Annotated in this window: 18 protein-coding genes; 9 read left to right on the forward strand and 9 right to left on the reverse strand. The window is 74.6% G+C overall.

Features of this window, described 5'->3' with window-relative positions:
- Positions 1-50: 50 nt before the first annotated feature.
- Positions 51-2,849 (reverse strand): SpoIIE family protein phosphatase, encoded by a 2,799-nt coding sequence (locus tag AB0P06_RS32375; RefSeq protein WP_363613711.1) that lies wholly within the window; start codon positions 2,847-2,849, stop codon positions 51-53.
- A 276-nt stretch (positions 2,850-3,125) separates the two neighbouring features.
- On the opposite strand from AB0P06_RS32375, the gene AB0P06_RS32380 reads away from it, so the two are divergent.
- From AB0P06_RS32380 to AB0P06_RS32395, 4 genes are all read left to right on the forward strand, one after another.
- Positions 3,126-4,328, forward strand: coding sequence for a rhodanese-like domain-containing protein (locus AB0P06_RS32380; protein ID WP_363613713.1), 1,203 nt, complete (start codon positions 3,126-3,128; stop codon positions 4,326-4,328).
- 136 nt (positions 4,329-4,464) lie between these two features.
- Complete coding sequence (locus AB0P06_RS32385) at positions 4,465-5,124, forward strand: DUF5819 family protein (RefSeq protein WP_363613715.1); 660 nt, start codon at positions 4,465-4,467, stop codon at positions 5,122-5,124.
- 167 nt (positions 5,125-5,291) lie between these two features.
- Positions 5,292-6,380: an HTTM domain-containing protein gene (locus AB0P06_RS32390; RefSeq protein ID WP_363613751.1), complete on the forward strand. Its 1,089-nt coding sequence runs from the start codon at positions 5,292-5,294 to the stop codon at positions 6,378-6,380.
- Between the two features lie 10 nt (positions 6,381-6,390).
- Entirely contained in the window at positions 6,391-8,529 is a 2,139-nt protein-coding gene (locus AB0P06_RS32395) for an FUSC family protein (protein WP_363613717.1), read from the forward strand.
- Between the two features lie 9 nt (positions 8,530-8,538).
- Here the strand turns inward: AB0P06_RS32395 and AB0P06_RS32400 are convergent, their stop codons facing one another.
- The gene (locus AB0P06_RS32400) at positions 8,539-9,225 is read right to left on the reverse strand and encodes a hypothetical protein (protein ID WP_363613719.1); all 687 of its coding nucleotides are present in this window, start codon (positions 9,223-9,225) and stop codon (positions 8,539-8,541) included.
- A 100-nt stretch (positions 9,226-9,325) separates the two neighbouring features.
- Here AB0P06_RS32400 and AB0P06_RS32405 point away from each other — a divergent pair, with 100 nt between their 5' ends.
- Both AB0P06_RS32405 and AB0P06_RS32410 read left to right on the forward strand, forming a co-directional pair.
- On the forward strand, positions 9,326-9,973 hold the full coding sequence (locus AB0P06_RS32405; RefSeq protein WP_363613721.1) for a helix-turn-helix domain-containing protein: 648 nt from the start codon (positions 9,326-9,328) through the stop codon (positions 9,971-9,973).
- Positions 9,974-9,978: 5 nt separating this feature from the next.
- On the forward strand, positions 9,979-10,731 hold the full coding sequence (locus AB0P06_RS32410) for a TrmH family RNA methyltransferase (protein ID WP_363613723.1): 753 nt from the start codon (positions 9,979-9,981) through the stop codon (positions 10,729-10,731).
- A 114-nt stretch (positions 10,732-10,845) separates the two neighbouring features.
- Here the strand turns inward: AB0P06_RS32410 and AB0P06_RS32415 are convergent, their stop codons facing one another.
- The 6 genes from AB0P06_RS32415 to AB0P06_RS32440 form a co-directional block, all read right to left on the reverse strand.
- Positions 10,846-12,195: a peptidoglycan-binding protein gene (locus AB0P06_RS32415; RefSeq protein ID WP_363613725.1), complete on the reverse strand. Its 1,350-nt coding sequence runs from the start codon at positions 12,193-12,195 to the stop codon at positions 10,846-10,848.
- A gap of 232 nt (positions 12,196-12,427) precedes the next feature.
- Positions 12,428-13,177, reverse strand: coding sequence for a CPBP family intramembrane glutamic endopeptidase (locus AB0P06_RS32420; RefSeq protein WP_363613727.1), 750 nt, complete (start codon positions 13,175-13,177; stop codon positions 12,428-12,430).
- On the reverse strand, positions 13,174-15,717 hold the full coding sequence (locus tag AB0P06_RS32425; protein ID WP_363613729.1) for an MMPL family transporter: 2,544 nt from the start codon (positions 15,715-15,717) through the stop codon (positions 13,174-13,176). The genes AB0P06_RS32420 and AB0P06_RS32425 overlap by 4 nt, the downstream gene beginning before the upstream one ends.
- Complete coding sequence (locus AB0P06_RS32430; RefSeq protein ID WP_363613731.1) at positions 15,714-16,652, reverse strand: methyltransferase domain-containing protein; 939 nt, start codon at positions 16,650-16,652, stop codon at positions 15,714-15,716. Before AB0P06_RS32430 ends, AB0P06_RS32425 begins: the two co-directional genes overlap by 4 nt.
- On the reverse strand, positions 16,649-17,185 hold the full coding sequence (locus AB0P06_RS32435) for a hypothetical protein (protein WP_363613733.1): 537 nt from the start codon (positions 17,183-17,185) through the stop codon (positions 16,649-16,651). The genes AB0P06_RS32430 and AB0P06_RS32435 overlap by 4 nt, the downstream gene beginning before the upstream one ends.
- A complete protein-coding gene (locus AB0P06_RS32440) occupies positions 17,182-18,420 on the reverse strand; it encodes an aminotransferase class I/II-fold pyridoxal phosphate-dependent enzyme (protein ID WP_363613735.1) in 1,239 nt (412 codons plus the stop codon). The genes AB0P06_RS32435 and AB0P06_RS32440 overlap by 4 nt, the downstream gene beginning before the upstream one ends.
- Positions 18,421-19,024: 604 nt before the next feature.
- Here AB0P06_RS32440 and AB0P06_RS32445 point away from each other — a divergent pair.
- Genes AB0P06_RS32445 through AB0P06_RS32455 form a run of 3 tightly spaced genes read left to right on the forward strand, consistent with a single transcriptional unit; the run spans position 19,025 to position 20,371 of the window.
- A complete protein-coding gene (locus AB0P06_RS32445; protein ID WP_363613737.1) occupies positions 19,025-19,555 on the forward strand; it encodes a TetR/AcrR family transcriptional regulator in 531 nt (176 codons plus the stop codon).
- A 30-nt stretch (positions 19,556-19,585) separates the two neighbouring features.
- Positions 19,586-19,918, forward strand: coding sequence for a multidrug efflux SMR transporter (locus AB0P06_RS32450; protein WP_363613739.1), 333 nt, complete (start codon positions 19,586-19,588; stop codon positions 19,916-19,918).
- 21 nt (positions 19,919-19,939) lie between these two features.
- Complete coding sequence (locus tag AB0P06_RS32455) at positions 19,940-20,371, forward strand: DUF5360 family protein (RefSeq protein ID WP_363613741.1); 432 nt, start codon at positions 19,940-19,942, stop codon at positions 20,369-20,371.
- 79 nt (positions 20,372-20,450) lie between these two features.
- Here the strand turns inward: AB0P06_RS32455 and AB0P06_RS32460 are convergent, their stop codons facing one another.
- A complete protein-coding gene (locus AB0P06_RS32460) occupies positions 20,451-21,458 on the reverse strand; it encodes a hypothetical protein (RefSeq protein ID WP_363613743.1) in 1,008 nt (335 codons plus the stop codon).
- Positions 21,459-21,719 lie beyond the last annotated feature (261 nt).

Here is a 21,719-nt window from a genome sequence, read left to right on the forward strand (position 1 = left end):
CCGCCGGCCTGTCGGCCGGGGCGGTGGGCCGGGCCCGTCCGCCCCGGCCGTCAGGCGGTGGGCGGCCGGGGCGGCAGGGGCAGCTCGAACCAGACCACCTTGCCGACCGCCTTGCGGGCGGTGCCCCAGCTTTCGGCGAGCTTGGTGACCAGGGTGAGGCCGCGGCCGGTCTCGCCGAGCTGCTCGGCGGGCTCCAGCGACGGCAGGTTGTGGTTGTCGTCGCTCACCTCGACCAGCAGCTTGTCCACCCGGATCAGCTGGAGCTGGACGCGGTCCCGGGCGACCCGGACGGCGTTCGTCACCAGTTCGCTGACCAGCAGCTCGGTGGTGTCCGAGAGCGCCTCCAGGTGCCAGGCGGCCAGCCGGGCACGGACCAGTGCCCGGGCCCGGCCGACCTCGCGGTGGTCCACGGTGAGGTCCCAGGTGGCGACCTCGGTCGGGGCGACCCCGTCGAAGCGGGCCACGAGAAGGGCGACGTCGTCCTTGCGGTCGTCCGAGTGCAGGCGCTTCAGCACCACGTCGCAGGCCTGCTCGGGGCTCTGCCGCGGGTCGATCAGGTTGCCGCAGAGCGCCGCCAGGCCCGCTCCTATGTCACCGCCCCTGACCTCGACCAGGCCGTCGGTGCAGAGCACCAGCATCGAGCCGTCGCTGACGTCGATGGTCTTGGCGACGAACGGCACCCCGCCGACGCCGATCGGCGCGCCGGCCGGGATCTCCAGCAGCTCGCCGCTGCCGTCCGGGTGCACCAGTACCGGCGGGACGTGGCCGGCGCTGGCCAGCTCACAGGTCCGGTTGATCGGGTCGTAGACCGCGTACAGGCAGGTGGCGAGGTGGTCGTCGCCGAGCTTGTGGGCCAGGTTGTCGAGATGGCGCAGCAGCTGGCCGGGCGGGAGGTCGAGGGCGGCGAGGGTCTGCATCGCGGTGCGGAAGCGGCCCATCGCGGCGGCCGAGTGCAGACCGTGGCCCATCACGTCGCCGACCACCAGGGCGACCCGGCTGCCGGGCAGCTGGATCGCGTCGAACCAGTCACCGCCGACCTCGGCCTTGGGATCGCCCGGCAGGTAGCGGTGGGCGATCTGCACGCCGGGGATCTTCGGCGGGCGGGTCGGGATCATCGAGCGCTGCAGGGTGGTGGCGACCTTGGACTCGGCGCGGTGCAGCCGGGCGTTGTCCAGCGAGAGCGCGGCGCGGACGGCCAGTTCCTTGAGGGTGGCGGCGTCGCTCTCGTCGAAGGGGGCGCGGTCGGGCAGCCGGAGCAGCTTGAGGATGCCGAGCACGGTGCCCCGGGCGGAGAGCGGCACCACCAGCATCGAGCGGCCGGAGACCACCGAGGCCAGCCGGACGCCGCCGAGCGCGGCGGCGTAGTCGACCGCGACGTCCCGGGTGATCACCGGCACCAGGACGGGCTGGTTCAGCTGGAGGGCCATGCCGGGCGGGGTGTGGCGGGGCATCCGGACCAGCGCGCCCTCGGCGAGGACGTGGTCCCACTCGCCGGCGGACTCGTTGCGGACCAGGGCGACCCGGCGGAGCATGGTGTCGTCGTCCGGGCGGGCCTCGGGCAGCTCGGAGTCGGAGATCAGGCCGTCCACCAGGTCCACGCAGGCGAAGTCGGCGACCCGGGGGACGAGCACCTGGCAGAGCTCGTGCGCGGTGAAGCCGAGGTCCAGGGTGGTGCCGACCTTGCCGCCGACCTCGTTGAGCAGGGCCAGCTGCTCGCCGGCCTGCCCGTTGGTGAGGAACGGGCTCAGCCGGCCGGGCGGGGGCGTGCCGCCGCCGACGGCGGGTGCGGGCAGGACGGGGTCGGGTCGCCGGGCCTGGTGGCCGTTGGCGGCGGACTCGACGGCGGCCTGCTCGGCGATGACCTGCTCGGCGGTGATCTGTTCGACGCTGGTCTGCTCGATGGCGGGGCCTCCTCTGCCGGGGGCCGGGACGGGCGTACCGCCGGCCGGTGGACCGCTCGCGGCACCGGCGGGCCGGGCGGCGGTCTCGCGCTGGCCGGGCAGCGGGCCCGCCGGGCGGCGCCCGGCGGCGGACGGCTCGGGCTGGGCCGGGTGGCCGAGCCGGGCGGCGCGCTGCTGGGCGGTGGGGTAGCGGCGGCCGATCCCGGCGGCCGCGTGCGCGGTGCCGGACGGTGGATCGGCCGGCAGCACGGGGAGCACGGTGGCCGCGTCCAGCCGCAGGGCGGGCAGCCCGGCCAGGGCCAGCGCGTCGAGCAGCGCCGCCCGGGGGCCGGAGGCGGCCGCGCCGGGCAGCAGCCGGGCGAGCGGCTCGGGTACCGGGCGCCCGGGCGGGGCCAGAGCGGCGGAGAGCCGGTGGAAGCCGCCCCGGGCGGCGGGGGTGGGGGCGAAGGGCAGCAGGCGTTCGCCGAGGGCCAGCCGGGGGCCGGCCGAGCGCAGCGGCTGGGCGTCGGCGGCCAGGGCCAGCAGGGCGGCGGCCGGGCCGCGCAGCGGGTAGGCCCACCAGAGCACGTCGCGCAGGTGTTCCTCGCGGTCGATCACGGGCATCCGCCCGGCCCAGGGGTGGCCGCCGGCGGTCAGCTCGGCCAGGGTGTCCAGCGCGTCGCGGCGGCGGCGGACGGCGGGGGAGGCGGCCGGACCGGGGACGCTGCGCGGCTCGGCGGCGGGCAGCAGGCCGGTGGCGGGGCGGCCGTGGGTGACCTCGGCCCGGTGGCCGAACAGCTCCTCGGCGCCCCTGCTCCACTGGGCGATCCGGCCCTCCCGGTCGACCAGGACGAGGGCGAGCCGGACCAGGGCGGCCACGCCTGACGGCTGGTCACCCGGTGCGGCTCCGGCGTTCGGCGCTGCCTCGGCGCCCGTCGTGAGCGGTGTGGAGTTGGGCTCGTCCACCATGGATTCGGTCTGCTCCCGCCTGGCCGTGACGCCTGGCGTCGGCCGTCTTTCTGGAGGAGGCACGCTGTGCGGATACCAGCGAAGCACGGACAGGGCTGGGCTCGATAGCGAAACGGGGAGATTCATCAGTATCGGTTGCGTGTCGCATGGTGCGCGCCGGTACGCGCTCCCCGGGCACCCGGCCGATGCGTCGCGCGCGGGGGTAGGCTGGCAGGCCGGGCCGCCTCGCGGCGCGGGTACGCAGGACCAGACGGCCGGACGAGACAGAGGCGAGAAGTGACCGCGCAGAGCCCCGCCCGCTGGACGGACCCGGAGCAGCAGGAACTGGAGGAGCGGGTCGCCGCCGCCGAACTCGCCTGGCTCAGCATGGACGTCGACATGCAGACGCTGCGGGTCGAGATCGACAACTTCGCACTGATCCACCATCAGCTCCTCGGCCCGCTCTACGCCCGGCTGGACGAGCTGGACGCGCTGGTCGCCGAGGCGGTGGCCGCCCGTACCGGACAGCCCGAGGACCTGCGACGGGCCGCCGAGGCCCGTCAGCGGGTGGACGAACTGCCGGACCTGGACGCGCTGTTCGACAGCGTCCAGGAGCAGGAGGCGGCCCCGCCGCCGGCCGCGCCGGCCAAGGTCAGGCCCGGCCGCGACGCCCAGCGGATCTACCGCGAGCTGGTCCGCCGCGCGCACCCGGACCTGACCACCGACCCGGCCGAGCAGCAGCGCCGGGCCGCCTTCCTGGTACGGGTCAACGAGGCCTACGCGTACGGCGACACCGCCGTGCTGGAGGGGCTCGCCGCCGAGTGGTCCACCGCTCCCGAGGCCGCGCCCGCCCTGGACTCCCCCGACCGGCTCGGCTGGCTGCGCCGCCGGCTGGAGTGGCTCAACGCCAAGATCGCCGAGACGGCCACCGAGCAGGTCCGGCTGGAGCACACCGCGATGGGCCAGCTGCTCGCGCTGGCCCCGCAGGACCCGGACCGGCTGCTGGAGGAGCTCGCCGAGCAACTGCTCGCCAAGGCCGCCGCCCAGCAGGCCGAACTGGAACGGCTGCTCGGCGGCCGGGACCCCGCCACCGGGGCCGCCCCGCAGGGCGGTGGCGTGCCGCCGGTGGGCGACAATGGCACGGACCGGACCGACCCCCAGGAGAACCAGACGATGTTCGCGCAGATCCCCACCACCGACGCCGCCTCCGTGCCCGCCGACGCCGCCCTGCTGGACGTCCGCGAGCAGGACGAGTGGGACGCGGGCCACGTGGACGGCGCGCTGCACATCCCGATGGGCCAGGTGATCGCCCGGCTCGGCGAGCTGCCGGACGGGAAGCTGTACGTGCTCTGCCGGGTCGGCGGCCGCTCCGCGCAGGTCGTGCAGTACCTGGTGCAGCAGGGCCGGGACGCGGTCAACGTGGACGGCGGCATGTACGCCTGGGAGGGTGCGGGCCGTCCGATGGTCGGCAGCGACGGCCGGGACGCCTTCGTCCTCTAGGCCGCGCCCGGCAGACGCGGCGCGGAAGCGCCCGCGGCCCGTGCGGGACCCGCTCCGCCGGGCCGGCCGGTAGGGCAGGATGGGCGCGCGACCGAGCCGGAACGGGACCGGCGGCGCACGTCCACGGGGGGAGCCCATGGCGGACAGCACGGACCCGCAGCCCGTTCGCCGGGTCTGGTCGGTGCCCGCCCGCGCCGTCCTCGGCCTGGGCGCCGTGGTGCTGCTCACGGGTACCGGACTCTTCCTCGGGGCGGTGTTCCTGCACGTCGCGCCCGCCAACTCGCTCTCCCGGGAGTACCGGGACGAGGTGGACGGCGTGGTGTACCCGGAGTTCGAGCAGAACTGGAAGCTCTTCGCGCCCAACCCGCTCCAGCAGAACGTCAGCCTGGACGCCCGGGTGCGCACCGTCGTGGCCGACGGCGCCACCCGCACCCACGACTGGACCGGGCTGACCGCCCGGGACATCGACGCGATCCGCCACAACCCGGCCCCCAGCCACGCCGACCAGAACCTGCTGCGCCGGGCCTGGGACTTCTACGAGGGTTCGCACAGCTCCCAGGACGACTCGCTGACCAACCCGCGGGGCAAGCTCGCCGAGCAGTACCTCAAGCGGATCGCGCTGCAGCGGATCGGCCGGACCGTCGACGGCGAGCGGATCCTGGCGATCGAGTTCAGGGTGACGACGGCCACCGTGCCGCCGCCCGGCTGGAGCGGGGAGAGCCCGCCGCCCGCGCCGAAGGTCCGGGAGCTGCCGTGGTGGCCGGTGAACGACGAGGACTACCGGGGGCTCGGGTGAACGAGGTGTCGCCGGAGCGGGAGCAGGCGCAGACACAGGACCAGCGGCTGCTCTACGGGATCCCGCGCCAGCCCGGGCCGGAGCCCGGTCGGGAGCGGGCCCCCGCACCCGCGCTCCCCGGCGTCGGGGAGGCGGTCGCCCGGGCCTGGGCGGCGTTCACCGGGCGGGTGCTCGGCCCCTACCAGGCGGCGGTGGTGCGGATCGGCTTCAGTCTGGTCTGGCTGGCGTACCTGCTGCGGGAGTGGCCCAACCGGCGGCTGCTGTACGGCGACCTGTCGCCCTGGTCGCTGGACCTGGCCGGGCGGCTGATCGCCGACAACGGTGCGATGACGGTGCTGCCCTGGTTCGGCGGGCGGCTCTGGTTCGAGCTGGTGTACCACCTGGCGGTGCTGGCCGCCGTCGCGGTGCTGCTCGGCTGGCGGACCAGGGCGAGCACCGTGCTCTTCATGGTCACCGTGCTGTCGCTGCAGAACCGCAACGTGTTCCTCGGCGACGGCGGCGACAACGTCGTCCATCTGATGGCGGTCTACCTGGTCTTCACCCGCTGCGCCGAGGTCTGGTCGCTGGACGCCCGGCGGCCGGCGCCCGGCCGGACGGGGGTGCTGCTCTGGGCGGTGCTCGGCGCGGTGCTGCTGGTCTGCTGCCTCGGGGACTTCTCCGGCACGAGCCTGACCTGGACGGACGCCACCTTCCCGTACCTGGGCTGGACACCGGTGTTCTGGGGCCTCTGGGCGGTGGCCGGGATCTGGTGGCTGCTCGGACGGCTGCGGCCGGACGGCGAGGCGCGGGCCGTGCTGGACGCGCTGGCGACCATGGTGCACAACTGCGCGATGCTGGTGATCGCCGCCGAGGTGGTGCTGATCTACGCCACGGCCGGCTGGTACAAGGTGCAGGGCTCGCGCTGGCAGGACGGCACCGCGCTCTACTACCCGCTGCACCTGGACTACTTCACGCCCTGGCCGTGGCTCTCCACGCTGGTCGGCTCGGCGCTGCTGCCGGTCTTCCTGATCTCGTACGGGACGGTGATCACGCAGGTGGCGTTCCCGTTCACGCTGGTCAGCCGACGGGTCAAGAACACGCTGCTGGCGGTGATGATGGCCGAGCACCTGGGGATCGCGGTGCTGCTCGGGCTGCCGGTGTTCTCGCTGGCGATGATCGCGGCGGACGCGGTCTTCCTGCCGACGACGGCGCTGCGCTGGACCGGGAACCGGCTCGGGGCTCTGCGCATCCCCGCCCGGAGGGCGCCACTCCCCTAAGCTGACCGTTATGTCCTGGTTCGCCGCCCTGCGAGACACCGCGCGGACCGGACTGACCCTGGACCGGGCGCTCACCGACCCCAAACGGGCGGTACGCGGGGCCGTCGCCGTCGCGCTGGTGCTCTTCCCGACCCTGGCGCTGGGCGGGCCGCAGCTCGCCACCTCGGCCGCGATGGGCGCCTTCATCGCCGGGACGGCCACCTTCCAGCGCAGCTTCCGCCCCCGGCCCACGCTCGCCGTCGCGGCCGGGATCGGGCTCGGCACCAGCACCTTCCTCGGCTACCTGGCCGCCGGCGTCCCCGGCCTCTTCCCGGTGCTGCTCGCGGTCTGGGCCTTCGGGGCGGGCCTGGCCTGGTCGATCGGGCCGACCGCCGGGGTGGTCGCCGCCAACACCCTCTCGGTGATGCTGATCGTGGTCCAGCTCCCGGTCAGCGCGCCGGCCGCGCTCGGCCACGGGCTCGTCTGCGCGCTCGGCGGTGCCGCCCAGGCGATCGTCATCACGCTCTGGCCGATCGGCAGCTGGACCGCCCAGCGCGCGGCGCTCGCCGACACCTACGCCGAACTCGCCGACTACGCCCGCCGGCTGCGCCATGACCCGACCGCGAACGTCGACCCGGCACCGTTCATGACGGCCCGCCGCGCCGCCGCGCTGACGCCCTGGCAGGAACGCCACCGGCCGGCCGAGCTGCGCGGCCTGCGCGGCATCGCCGAACGCATCCGGCCCACCCTGGCCGCGATCGCCGACCCCAAGGTCGGCGCCCCCGAGGAGGGGCCGGAACGCGACCGGGCCCGGGCCGTACTGGCCGCCGCCGCCGAGACGATGGACGCCCTCGCCCGGGCCGTCCGCACCGGCGATCCACTGCGACTGCCCCGCTCGGCGCCCGCGCTCACCCTGGCCACCCCGGTCGAGGGCCCGCAACTGCAGGGCGCCGCCCGGCGGGCCGCCCGCCGGCTGGCCGGGCTGCTGCGCAAGGCCGCCGACGCCCTGGAGCGCGGCGACGAGGACACCATCAGCACCCCCGTGGTCGGGGCCGGCGGGGCGCTGCACAAGCCGCCGCTCTCCCGGATGCTGCCGGTCGCCGCCCGGGCGGTGCGCCGTCAGCTCCAGCCGCGTTCGGCGGTCTTCCAGCACGCCGTACGGCTCACCGGGGTGGTCACCGCCGCCTATCTGCTCGCCCGGCTGGCCGGCTTCGGGCACGGCTACTGGGCGCCGATGACCGCCGCCATGGTGATGCGGCCGGACTTCGCGCAGACCTACAGCCGGGGCGTGGCCCGGCTGGCCGGGACGATGGCCGGGGTCGCGGTCTCCACACTGGTGGTGCAGTTCGCCCACCCCGGGCCATGGGCGCTGGCCGCGCTGGCGGTGGTCTGCATCGGCGGCGCGTACCTCACGCTGCGCACCGGCTACGCGCTGATGACGGCCTGCGTCTCCTCGTACGTGGTCTTCCTGCTCGGCCTCCAGGCCGGGAACCCGCTGACCACCGCCGTCGAACGGGTCGGGCTCACCCTGCTCGGCGGCTCGGTCGCGCTGTTCACCTACGCGCTCTTCCCCACCTGGCAGACCGCCCGGCTCGGCGAGCGGCTGGCCGAGTGGCTGGCCGCCGCCGGGCGGTACACGGCGGCCGTCCTCGCCGCCTACGAGAACCCGGGCGCGTCGCGCGGACGGGAGGTCCGCTCGGCGCTGCTGGACTCCAGGGAGGCCCGCTCCGAGCTGCTCCAGGCGATGCAGCGGGCCGACGCCGAGCCGGGGCGGCACGCCTCCGGGCTGCCCGGGGTGAGCCGCCGCCAGCTCGACCGGGCCCGGGCCGCGGTCGGCCACCTCGGGCGGGTCGCCGTCCTGCTGGAGGCCCATCTGCCCGCCGCCGACGCCGACCCGGTGCCCGGCACCGCCGCGTTCGCCGAGGAGCTGCGGCTGGCCACCGCGCTGGCGGCGGCCGCGCTGCTCACCGGCCGGCCGGTGGACTTCGGCGCGGTGCGCGGGGCGCAGGCGGCACTGGAGGAACGGCTGGCGGACGCGCCGCCCAGCGTGCAGCGGGACGTCGTCCGGGCCAGCACCCGGCTGCTGCTCCAGGCGCTGAAGGACCTGGAACGCGCGCTGCGCGGGGGCGGCACGGCCACCGCACAGCGCGCGCGGGAGGACGCGCGGTAGGACGAAGCCTCAGGAGGCCGCCGCCGCTTCCAGCCAGTTGGCGAACTCGCAGGCGAAGTGCCACTGGTGGCCCACCGCGACGCTCTCCGGGGCGGCCTCCGGGAACTCGATGGTGAGCCGGATCCGCAGGCCGTCCGGGGAGTCGGCGAACTCGTGCATGACGCGCAGCACCTCGGAGCCGTCGGCCAGGGTGCCGGTGCCGCCGATCCGTACGGGGTAGTCCTGGTGGCCCGGGCCGGCGATCGGGACGCCGTCGTGGAAGCGGAGGAAGAAGCGGAGCGGTCCGGCGCCGATGGTCTCGATGATCTCCACCCGCTCGCCGGTGGAGTCGGCCAGGTAGTGCTCGGGGTTGGCGGCGAGCAGCGCGGCCCGGTCGGGGGCGTGCAGCCGGCCCTGCCACCAGGTGAGGAAGCGCCGGGCGTCGATGCCGGTGGCGGTCAGCTCGGTGACGGCGGTGCGCCACCGGCCGTCGGAGGCGTGCAGCCAGCCGGCCATCGCGGTGTCGGCGGACGCCAGGTCGGGGGCGAGGAGTTCACGGGTCCGGTCGTCGCCGAGCCGCTGCTTGAGCAGCCGCAGGGCGGCGCGGGCCCGGTCCAGCTCCCAGGCGAGGACGGCGTCCCGGGTGTGCCGGGTGCCGTCGATGTCGGTGCGGAGGGTGAGGGGGGTGGTGGTCGTGCCGGTGGCCGTGGTCGTCATGGCGTCGCTCCTCGATGGCTGCCCGACTATGCGGAGAGTTTTTCTCCGGTTCCCTGACGGTAGCATAGGGGGAGAGATTTTCTCCGCTTAGGGAGTGGTGATGAGGGCGGACGCGGAACGAAGCCGGCGCAGGATCCTGGACGCCGCCTGCGAGGTCTTCCTGGAACGCGGCCCGGACGCCCCGCTGGACGCGGTCGTCCGTCGGGCCGGGGTCGGACCCGGCACCCTCTACCGGCGCTTCCCCGACCGCGAGGCGCTGGTCCGGGCGCTGGTCACCGACCTGCTGGCCCGGCTCGCCGGGGCCGCCGAGGAGGCCCGGCGGGCGGAGCCCGACCCGTACCTCGCGCTGCGCCGCTTCGCGCACGCCGCCGCCGACCTGCGGATGGGCGCGGCGATCGTGGTCCTGCTGGAGCGGCTGGTGGTGGACGAGGAGCTGGTCGCCGTGCGCGGCGCGGCCGTCGAGGCGGTGGAGGGCCTGCTGCGGGCCGCCCAGGACGCCGGGCAGCTGCGTGCGGACGTCGGGATGGGCGACCTGGTGCTGCTCTGCGTCCGGGTCTCCCGCCCGCTGCCGGGCGGTCTGGCCGTGCTGGACGCCGACGGCACGCTGGTCCACCGGCACCTGGACCTCGCCCTGGCCGGGCTGTGCGCGGACGGCGCCGGTCCGCTCGGCGCGCCGCTCGGCTTCGACCAGGTGATCGCGGCCGCCGGACGGCCCGGTGAGCCCGGCGCGGCCGGGGTGGCAGAGTGAGCGCCATGAACGACGAGCTGGTGCGGGCCTGGCGGGCGGGCGCGCAGGCGCCGGAGACGGTGCTGCTGGACGGATTCCACGCGCTGAAGCACGCGTTGCGCTTCGGTGGGGACGTCCGGCAGGTGCTGACCGCCGACCGCGCCGGGCTGCTGGCGCTCGCGGCCGAGCTGGCCGGGGACGTGGTGCCCGCGCTGGACGCGCTGGCGGTGGAGCTGCCGGAGCCGGCGCTGCGGACGCTGGTGCCCCGGCCGCACCCGACCGGGGTGATCTCGCTGGCCACCCGGCCGACCGCCGGGGCCAACCTGGCGGCGCTCGCCCGGCACCCCCGGCAGGCGCCCGTCGTGCTGCTGGAGAACCCGCGCAACCTGGGCAACGTCGGCGCGGTGATCCGGCTGGCGGCCGGCTTCGGGGCCGCCGGCGTGGTGACCACCGGCGACCTGGACCCCTGGCACCCCACCGTCGTCCGGGGCAGCGCGGGCCTGCACTTCGCCACCGCCGTCGAGCGGCTGACGCTGCCTGAGCTGCCCGCCGGGCCGCTGTACGTGCTGGACCCGGAGGGCGATGACATCCGGGCGGTGACGTTCCCGGACGACGCGCTGCTGGCCTTCGGCACCGAGCGGCACGGGGTCTCGGAGGAGCTGAAGGCGCGGGCGGACCGGCTGGTCGCGGTGCCGATGCGGCCCGGGGTGTCCAGCTTCAACCTGGCGACCAGTGTGGCGATGGGGCTCTTCCACTGGATGTCCCGCCGGCCTGCCTGAGCGCGACCGCCTGAGCGCGACCGCCCCCCGCCGCGCGGACGGGCGGCGGGGGGCGGTCCTGGGGTGGGGGCGAACGGGGTCGGCGGTCAGTGATCAGTGATCAGTGATCGGGGGTCAGGAGAAGAGGCGGCGCCAGGTGTCCGGGCCCGGGTAGCCGTCGGCCTCGCTGCCGCGCCAGCCCTGGGCCTCCTGGAAGGCCTGGACGTTGCGCCGGTCGCTCTCCGTCCAGCGCGGGCCGGGCCCCTGGGTGTAGTAGCGGCCGAACCCCTTGCGCACCAGCTGCTCGCCGAGCTGCCGGACGTAGTCGTTGCTGGCGCCGGGGGTGAACTTGTCCCGGCCGGGGAAGGCGGTCGCCCCCGTCCCGGGGTTGACCGGCGGCGGTGGCGGGATCGGGGAACCGCCGTCGATGTCGCGGCCCTTCTGGTTGACCAGGTAGTCCCAGGTGTCCTTGCCCGGGATGCCGTCCGCCTCGCTGCCCCGCCAGCCCTGGGCGAGCTGGAACGCCTCGGTGGCCTTCCGGTCGGCCTCGCCCCAGCGCGGGCCGGGGCCCTCGCTGTAGAACTTCCCGCCGCCGCGCTGCACCAGCAGCTGCCCGAGCCTGGTGACGGACGCGTTGTTGGCGCCCGGGCCGAACGCGCCGGCGCCGGGGAAGGCGGTCGAGGAGGAGCCGTCGTTGCCGTTGCCGCCGGTGGCGAGCCCCTTGTAGCGGTAGGGGACGTACGAGGCGGAGTTGTTCCAGTACGCGTACGGGGTGTCCCGCTTGAGGGTGCTGGGGGAGGTCTGCTCGTAGGCCAGGTAACGGGTCCGGGAGGAGTCCGTCCAGCCGCCGAAGATGGTGACGTGCGAACCGGCCTGCGGGTTGGCCGGGTTGTTGTAGACGAGGATGTCGCCGGGCTGGAGGTCCGCCTTGGTGATCCGCTCGGCGACGTTGGGCAGGGTCCAGGTGGTCTGGCTGCTGCCCAGGCCCCAGGCCATCGAGACGAAGCCGGAGCAGTCCTGGCGGTAGCCGTCCGACCAGTAGCGGCTCATGCTGTACGGGACCTTCTGGTTGACCCAGCTCTGTGCCCGCTCGATGATCTGCGCCCGGGTGACCGGCTGCGTGGTGGCCCGCGGGGCGGCGAAGGCGCGGGCGCCGGGGGCCTGCCCGTACAGGCCGCTGACCTCGCCCTGCGGGGTCTGCGGCGGCTGGGCGGTGCTGCTGCCGCCCGGGGTGGGGGTGGGGGCCGGTGCGGCGGCCGCGCCGGTGGCTCCGGCCGCGCCGCCGCCGAGGGCGGTGCCGACCGCGGCCATCAGTACGGCGGCGCGACGACGGACGCTGCGGGCCGCGGCGTGCCCGCCCTCGTGCACCGGGGCGGCGTGCCGCCGGGCGCGACGGCGGGCGCTGCAGCCCCCGCATATGCAGTCCTCGTCGGGTTCGACGTCGTCGAACTCCAGCAACGGGGTCAGTTGGTCGGTACGGGTCATTCTCCGCCTCTTTCCTGGTCAGGCCCTGACGGCGTGACAGGACTGACCTTCCCAGGCTGATACCGCGTGTTATCGGGACTAAAGTCCCAAAGCGGACGAGTGTTCGGCGAGGTGGGTTGAGCCGGGCGGGTGACGGCCGTTCGGCGGGGCGGCTCTGGCGCGGGTGGACGGGAGGTGTTAGGGCGTGTCGGGGCCGGGCGCCCGGAGGGGAGGCCGGGGTCGTGACCCGCCCTCAGAGGGCCCAGAGGACCCAGCCGAGCAGCAGGAGGTTGGCGGTGCCCTGGGCGACGGCGCCGGCCAGGGCCGAACCCGTCCAGGCCCGGCAGATGCCGAGGGCGAGGCCCATGGTGAAGACCGACGGCAGCACCCCGCAGATCACCCGGGTGTCGAACGGGTGGAGGCCGTAGTCGCCGAGGTGCACCAGGGCCCAGGCGGCCGAGGTGGCGGCGATCGCCGCGGCCGGACCGCGGGCGTGCTCCACCGCGTGGTAGAGCACACCCCGGTAGCAGACCTCCTCGACCAGCGGGACCAGGACGCCCATGCAGACCACCATGGCGACGCCCGCGACCACCGGCGCGCCCGGTGCCATCTGCCGGAACAGCCCGGGCACCAGGGCCGTCCAGTTGCCGTCGCCCCGGCCGAAGGCGGCCCGGGTGGCGAACACCGTGTCGGCGTAGGCGAGGACCACCAGGCCGGTCCCGGCCGCGGCGGGCCGGAACCGGAACCGGCGCAGGCCCGCCGCCACCCGGTCCGCGCGGTCGAGGACGGCCGGCACCAGGGCGCTCAGGCCCACCGAGAGCACCATCAGCGGGAGCGCGAACGCCCCGGCGATCCGCGCCCCGGCCAGCACCGCGAACAGCAGGGCGGCGGAGGCCGGCGGCGCGGCGCGGTGGTGGGCGCGCAGGCGGTGGACGGTGCGGGCCCGCCCGGTGACGGCGGGCACGGGGGAGCCGGACGCCGTCACCGGACGGTCCGCGGTCATCGCGGGCTCACCTCCGCACGGGCCCGGCGCAGGGTCGGCAGCCACCAGTTGAAGCGGCGGAACAGCAGCAGGGTGGCCGGGACGAAGAGCATCCGGATCAGCGTGGCGTCCAGCAGGACGGCGAGGCCGAGCCCGGCACCGTACTCCTGGAGCATCACCGTGGAGGAGAGCGCCATGGTGCCGAGGCTGCCGGCCATCACCAGGCCGGCCGCGTTGATCACCCGGCCGGTGTCGACCACCGCGCCGATGGTGGCGCTCTCCTGGTCCGCACCGCCGCGGACCAGGTCGCGGACGCGGGTGACCAGGAAGATCTCGTAGTCCATCCCGAGACCCATCATCAGCACGGTGAGGAAGATCGGCAGGTCGTCGATGATCGCCTTGTCGAGCCAGAAGTGGAAGATCAGCACGGTGATGCCGATCGCCCAGACGTTGCTCATCATGATCGTGAGGATCAGCCGGACCGGGATCAGCAGCGACCGCAGGGCGATCACCAGCATCACGAAGACGCCGACCGAGACCAGCCCGATCATCTGCCAGAAACTGGAGTCGAGCGCGTTGCCGTACTGGCGGTCGACCTGGGTGGCGCCGCCGACCTCCAGTGTTCCGACGTCCTTCGCCGCGGCGGTGACGTCCTGGACGCGGTCCACGGCCCGCGCCGCGGCCCCGGAGTACGGCGGGTCGGCGAGCTCGACCACGATCCGCAGGGCGCCGTCGTCGGCCAGGTAGTCCCGCCGCAGCTCCGCGCCCAGGGCGTCGACCTGGTCGGCGGCCAGCGGGGTGCCGAACGGCCTGGTCACCGCGGAGACCCTGGCCACGCCGGGGACGGCGGCGAGCCTGTCGGTGAGCGCCGTGACGGCGGTGCGGCCGGTGTCGGTGAGCCGGTGCTCCGCCGGGTCGACCACCCCCGGGGCCGGCCGGGCCACCACCAGTGTGGGCAGCACGGTCGCGTCGCCCCACGTCCGGGCGACCAGTTCGAAGCCGGTCCGGGAGTCGGTGGCCGGGCTGAGTGCCACCGGGTCGGCGGTCGACCGGTGCTGGGCGGTGACCACCGCGAACGGCACCGTGACGGCGGCGAAGACCAGCACGATCGCCACCTTGCGGCGGCGGGCCAGGTCGGCGGCCCTGGCCAGGTGCCGGCCGAGGGCGCTGCCGTGCTCCAGGTCGCTCAGCGGCCGTAGGCCCAGCGCGAAGAAGCGGTCGCCGAGCAGCGTCAGCAGCGCCGGGGTCAGGGTGAGCGCGGCCAGCAGCACGATCGGGATGCCGATCAGCCCGCCGTAGCCGAGCGGCGGGATCCAGTCCACCGGCGAGAGCAGGGTGGCGCCGAAGGCGAGGACCACCGCGGCGGCGGCGAGCAGCATCGACTCGCCCGCGTGCGCGGTGGCGTGCACCGCGGCCTCCTTGGGCGGCCGCCCGGCCAGCCGCTCCTGCCGGTAGCGCGAGGAGAGCAGCATGCTGTAGTCGACGCCCGCGCCAAGCATCACGAAGTTCATGATGGTGATGGTGAACTGAGTGAGCGTCACCTGATGGCCGAGGGCGAACAGCGCGGCCTGGCTGACGGTCGTCGCCAGCCCGATCGCGGCGACCGTCAGGACGGCGGGCACCACGGCGCGGAAGAACAGCAACAGCACCACGAAGATGATCGCGTAGGCGACCGTCTCCATCAGCGCGTTGTCGTCCTCCGCCTTCTTGTAGGTGTCCTTGATCAGGGCGAGTTCGCCGGTGACATGGGCGTTGACGTCCGGGCCCGCGCCGGCGGTGCGCAGCGCGTCGGCGACGGCGGCGCGCAGCCAGTCCACATCGGGGTCGTGGCCGGCCTGCTTGGCGAAGCTGACCGAGACCAGCGCCGCGGTGCCATCCTTGGCGAGGAGGCGGTCGACGGCGTCGGCGGGCACCGGCACCGGAAAGGCGTGCCAGTCGGCGGTGGCCGCGAAGCCGGCCGCGAGACCGGGCAGCGCGGAGTCGTCGGCGGTCACCGCCTGGCGGGCCGGCCCGGCCAGGGCGGCCGGTACCTGACCCACCGACACCAGGGCGTCCACCGCCTGACGGCGGGCCTCGGGGGAGGTGTCGGCACGGGCGGCGGCGAGCTGCTGGTCCACCTGGGTGCGCAGCTGCCGCAGGTACGCGGTGGTGGAGTCCCGGTACAGGGTGTACGCCGAGCTGGACTGGCGCACCTCGCCGGTGCGCACCTTCTCGGCGATCCGGCCGTCCAGTCCGGCCAGCAGGGCGCGGAGTTGGGCGCCGCGGACGTCCGGGGCCCCGATCGCGACGATCGACTCGCGCTGCGAGCGGTCCGGGAAGGACCGCTCGACCAGTTGGTCGGCGCGGGCGCTGCTGGTGCCGGGCACCACCTTGGAGGCGCCCTGTTTGGTCAGGACGTCGTTCAGCTGCGAGGCGAACGGGAAGCAGACCGCGATGAGTACGGCCCAGGCGATGAGCACGGTCTTCGGGCGGGCGGTGAGCACCCGGGCGAGACGCAGCAGACGGTTGCGCATCGCGCCCGGGGTGGTCTCCGGTGCGGCGGGTGTGACGGTCGCGGTCATGCGGTGCCGACTCCCTCGCGGTGTCGCCCGCCCGGGCCGGTGCCGGTGGTGGCGGCGGCCGGGCTGCTGCCGGTGACCACCACGAAGGTGTGCCGAAGCTCCAACGAGCCGTGCCTGGCGACGTGTTCGGCCAGTCCGGCCCGGATGAGGTCCAGCGCGTGCTGCTCGCGGTGGTGGTCGACGGCGTCCTTGAAACCGGCCGCGGCGCCGGAGCGCTGCACCCACTCCAGGGCCGCCTCGGGGGTGTCGGCGGGCAGCACCTGGTGGCCGTCGCGCCGCACGTCGACGGTGAGTCCGGCCTTGGCGAACCAGCGGGCGACGGTGGCGGCGTCCTTGGGCAGGTTGACCCGGACCAGGCCGGTGAGCAGGGACGGGTCGGCGGCGAACACCTTCTCCAGCTGGTCGATCAGGGTCTTGAGCGCGTCGCCGCGGGTCTCGATCACCACCACCCGGCCGCCGGGCCGCAGCACCCGCCTGATCTGTTCCAGCAGCTTCACCGGCTTGCTGTAGCAGATCGCCCAGCCGACCACGACGAGGTCCGCGCCGGAGGTCGGCCGGTTCCGCAGGAACTCCTCCATGTCCCCCTCCTCCAGGGAGACTTCGAGGCCGGGCGAGCGCAGCGCCGCGGGCAGCACCTTGGCCCGGGCGACCGAGAGCATGCCCGGGGACTTGTCCACCGCGTGCACCGAGCCGCGCCCCTCCAGCCGGCGGACGATCTCGTGGGTCAGATGGCCGGTGCCGCAGGCGAGTTCGATGACGTCGTCGCCCGGGCGGATGGTCACGTGGTCGAGTGCGGCGATCGAGTGCACGCCCATCACCGGGCTGAAGTAGGTGTCGTAGCTGGGACTCGCGGCATCGTAGTCGGGGGTCGGGTCCGCGTGGGTGCGGCTCAGGGTCAGACGCAGGGCACGGGCGGCGAGTCCGAGGCGACTCATGGCTGGCTCCTTGGTGGATGGTCGGGTTCGGTCTCCGCGGCCGGTGCCGCGGCGGCGACGAGCAGCAGGCCGGCCACGCCGGCCAGGGTGCCGAGGACGGCCGCGGACGCCGAGGGGGCCGCCGCTGCCGCGGCGGTTCCGGCGACCAGGGCGGCCGTCCCGGCGAGGGCGGGTGCCCGGGGAGCGGTGGTGCGGTGCGGGCCGAGCGCCGTCGCGGCGGTGAGTGCCGCGACGGTGGTGACCACGGCGGCGAGGACGGTGCTGCCCGCGGTGACTGAGGCCGGGAGAGCGCCGCCGAGCAGCAGCAGCCCGGCGGCGGAGGGCCGGTGGGGCGGCCCTCCGAGGAGACCGGTGGCGGAGCGGCCGCGCAGCAGGACGGCCGCCAGGGCGAGCGCGGCCCCGGCCGCCGCGGCCGCGCACCACGGCCAGTCGGGCGGGCGGCCGTCGGCCGGGGACAGCCCCGCGCCGAGGACGGCGCCCGCCGACCCGGCGGCCAGCACCGCGACCGTCGCGGGGCCGGGGGCGGGTTTCACGGCCGGCCGGCGGCCGACTGGGCGAGTTCGGCCAGACCGGCCAACTCGTCGGTGGCGTCGGGCTCGTCGTCGCGCAGGAACATGGCGGACTCGGCGCTCAGCGCGTCCAGCACCTTGTCCAGGTGTTCGGTGGTGTGGGTGGCCATCAGGCTCAGCCGCAGCCGGGGCGAGGCGGCGGGCGGCACCACCGGGTTGGTGTAGACGCCGTTGTCGATCAGCCGCCGCCACAGCAGCAGGGTCTCGATGATGCCTCTGGTCCGTAGCGGGATCACCGGGGTGCTGCTCTCACCCGGGCTGATGCCGAGCGCGGCCAGACCGGCCCGGATGTAGTCGGCGTTCTGCTGGGCGCGTTCGGCCCGCCAGGGTTCGTCGCGCAGGATGCGCAGCGCGGTCAGCGCGGCCGCTGCGCTGGCCGGGGTGGCGGAGGCGCTGAAGATCAGGCTGCGGGCGTGGTGCTTGAGGTAGTGGATGACGTCCTCGTCGCCGAGGACGGCGCCGCCGAGCGAGGCCAGCGACTTGCTGAAGGTCACCGTGATCAGGTCGACCTGGTCGGTGAGGCCGAAGTACGAGCAGGTGCCCCGGCCCTGGTCGAGGACGCCGAGGCCGTGCGCGTCGTCGACGATCAGGCGGGCGCCGCGGCGCCGGCAGACCTCGACGATCTCGGGCAGGGCGCAGAGGTCGCCCTCCATGGAGTAGACGCCGTCGACCACGACCAGCTTTCCGGCCGACTCGGGGACGGCCGCCAGGGCACGGTCCAGGGAGCGGGCGTCGTTGTGCCGGAAGCGGCGGTGCTTGGCGCCGCTGAGCACGCAGCCGTCGACGATGGAGGCGTGCGCGTCGCGGTCGGCGAACACCACGTCGCCTCGGCCGGCCAGGGCGCTGATCGTGCCGAGGTTGGCCTGGTAGCCGGTGGAGAGGACGGCGGCGGCCGGCTTGCCGTAGAACTCGGCCAGCTCGCCCTCCAGTTGATCGTGCAGTGCGAGGTTCCCGTTGAGGAAGCGGGAGCCGGTGCAGGAGGGGCCGTACCGGTCGAGCGCGTCGACGGCGGCCTTCCGGACCCGGGGGTCCGCGGTCAGGCCGAGGTAGTTGTTGGAGCCGCACATCACCAGCTCGCGGTCACCCAGGGTGACCGTGGTGCCCTCGTGGCCGGTGAGCGGAAGGAAGTAGGGGTAGATGCCGGCGGCCATGGCGTCGCGGGCCGCGGTGTAGCCGGATACCTTGGAGAAAATGTCCACCAGATTCCCTCAAATTCAATGATCGGTGAATTCGGCGCATCGGGCCGCGCGATTTTGTTCGCGCATTGCACGAAATGGCCGCCCGCTTGACCGTGAACGGACCGACCGGGCGGGGTGGGTCGTGCGGGACGTCGGCCGGGGGTGCGGCAGCGCGCCGTTGCGCGGCTCGCCCGGCCGGGGACGAAGGCGCGGCCGGATCTGGTCGATGGGCCGGCATGGTGGTTGACGCGGCGTGAACGCCAAGCTCTGGTGCGTTCTTGACGGCGTGTCAGTGAGTGCGCGGGGCCGGTTCCGGCCTGCGCGGACATCGTCCGATCCTCATGTCCTGCATGATCCCCCGTGGATGTCGAACAGCGTTCCCCCTGGCGCGGTAGGAATTACCCGGCGCCGCTTCTTCGATCATCGTGCATATGCATCTTGAGGTGGCCGGCCCGCTGGCTCGCAATATCCCGTCGGTTTGGCCGAGGAAACGTAAGCATGTCCCATTCCGGACTGTCAACACCCTTGCCGGGAGGTGGTGTTGCTTTTCCGGCCGGGTTGTGGGGCTCTGCTAGGCTGAGGCCGACCGTCTGGACGGTCTGTAACACGGAGAGAGGTACGACCGGTGCGTGATCAACTGCTCGACGCCGTCGAGCGGCTGCTGGTGCGGGGAGGCGTCGACGCGGTGCGCCTGGACGCGGTGGCCGTCGAGGCCGGCGTCAGCAAGGGCGGGCTGCTCCATCACTTCCCCAGCAAGCGGGCCCTCGTCCGAGGGGTGGTCGAGCGGCTGGCCGACCGGTTCGAGGCCGTTCTGCCGGGGCCCGGCGCGGCTCCCGGCGCGTACGCGCTCGCCTGGCTGGACGCGACCATCCCCGCGGAGTCCCCGGCCGGGGACACCAGCGGTGCTGACCAGGTGCCGGTGGCCCTGCTGGCGGCGGCCGGCGGCCCCGAGGTGCTCGACCTTCTGCGCGCCCGGTACGAGCGCTGGCAGCGGCGGCTCACCGAGGACGGGCTGGACCCGGCGGTGGCCACGCTCGTCCGGATGGCGGTCGACGGCTGGTGGTCGGCCCGCCTGCTCGACCTCAGCCCACCGCACGACGGCCTGCACCGGCAGTTGCGCGCTCTGCTGGTCGAACTCATCAATGACAGAACCTAGTTGAACTGAACCGACGACGGGGGACTGGACATGACCGCCTATCTGCTGGTCGGCGCGGCCATCGTGGCCGAGGTGACCGCGACACTGGCCCTGCGGGCCTCGCACGGACTGACCAAGGTGCTGCCCAGTGTGGTCGTGGGGATCGGCTATGTGATCGCCTTCGTCCTGCTCGCCCAGGCGCTCAAGTCGCTGAACGTGGGCCCGGTCTACGCCGTCTGGTCGGGGCTCGGCACGGTCGGGGCGCTGGTCGGCGGGGTGGTGGCGTTCGGCGAGCCGGTCAAACCGGCCTCGGTGGCCGGGGCCGCGCTGGTCGTCGCGGGGGTCGCCGTGCTGTACCTCGGCGGAGGGATGAGCCACGAGTGACCGGATGACCGAGGAGACAGCATGAGCGACCTGCCCGTCCGCAGCCGGGTCCTGCGGTTCACCAAGGCGTCGATGATGGTCACCGACGTCGGCTTCCTGGTGTACTGGGCGGCCACGCTGCTGGCGCTGATCCCGGCCGAGTACGCGTACAAGGACTACGACAATCCGGTGCTCAGCGACTGGAACTACTCGTTCGTCCTGCTGGACGTGCTGGCCAGCGTCACCGGGCTGACTGCGCTGCGGCTCGGCCGGCGCGGCCTCGCGGGGCGTGCGCAGCCGCTGATGCTGGTCTCGCTCGCGCTGACCAGCACGGCGGGGCTCCAGGCGGTGGCGTTCTGGGCGTTGCGGGGGGACTACTCGCTCGCGTGGTGGCTGCCGAACCTGTTCCTGCTGCTGTTCCCGGTGCCCGGGATGGTGCACCTCGTGCGGCGGACGGCTGCGGCCGGGCGGTAGCGGCGGGGCCCGGCCGCGACGGGGCGGTGGCGGCCGGGGCGGTGGTGGTGGCAGTGGTGGCGCGGTGCCGACGGCGGGGCTACTCCCACTCCCAGCGGATGCCGATGTGGCCGGGCTGCTGGTCCGGGGCGAGGACATGGGCGCTGGCCGAGGCGCCGATCCAGAGCTGCTCGCGGTGGCGGTCGACGTCCTCGCCCGGGGCGCGGTCGTAGCGCTCGCAGTGGACCGGGACCGCCGCCGGGTCGAAGTGGACCTGGAGGACGTACTCGCGCACCGGGGCCGCGAAGCGGCGGCTGTACTCCATGGTCGGCCCGCCGGGCGGGATCTCCACCTCGTACTCGAACACCGTGCTGTCGCCGAGCCCGAGCGGGCGGTCCAGCATCAGCTCGCCGACCACCAGGCCGGCCTCCGGGCGGCGGCGGACCCGGCCGAGCCGGCCGTGCCGGACCGAGGTGATCTCGGGGCAGCCGGTGGCACCCTCGTCCGCCTTGTGCACGACGAGACAGCGGGCCACCCCACCGACGGTGGCGCGGACCACCTGGCGCAGCCGCAGCAGGTTGGCGCGCCGCTCGGCGTCGACGTAGTACGCGTCGTGGATGCTCAGCCGCTCCAACTCGCCGACCGGCGGGGCGTCGAGCTCGGCGAAGACGTCCGCGATCTGCTGCTCGCCCGGCCAGACGTCCTCCAGTCGCAGCTGGCAGATGGTGGCCGCGGCGGCCCAGCGGCCGCGTGGCCGGGGCGGGCCGAGCAGCGCGGAGAGGGTGCTGTGCGGCAGACCGAGCAGCTCCTCCAGCAGATGGACGGCGCGCAGTGAGCTGGCCCGTTCGGGCTGGCTGCGGCCGCGCCGCCAGTAACTCAGCGTGGTGACACTGACCCTGACACCGCGTTGGGCCAGCGCCGCCCTGATCCGGTCCAGACTGAGGCCGCTGGCCTCGATCGCCAGATGCAGGGTGTCGGCGAAGCCCCCGGCGGGGGCGGGCCGACCGCTGCCGCCCGGGCCGGGCGGTGCCGCCGCGGGCGTGGACGGGTCGGGACGCCGTCCGGCCGGTTTGAGTCGTGCCGCGTCCCCGGGGTGCTGTGAGCCCATACGGTTACCTTCCCCACCAAGCGAGTTCGGCGGGAGCGCTCCGGCGCCGGAGCGCGCCGTCAGCGGCTTCACCGAGCTGTGGGGAACCCTATGCACGGTCGAGAGGCTACGTCATCAGCCGGACGTATGACAGTGGTCACGGCAGGTGGACCGCAGGGTTATCGATCTGGTCTTCAGGGTCGAGCTGTAGGGCTTGGCGGCCTTCTTGGCGTCGAAGACCGGGATGCCCTTGAAGTTGTCGGCGGGCACGGCCGGGGTGTA

This window comes from Kitasatospora sp. NPDC088351 (assembly GCF_040685575.1).
GTDB lineage: Bacteria > Actinomycetota > Actinomycetes > Streptomycetales > Streptomycetaceae > Kitasatospora.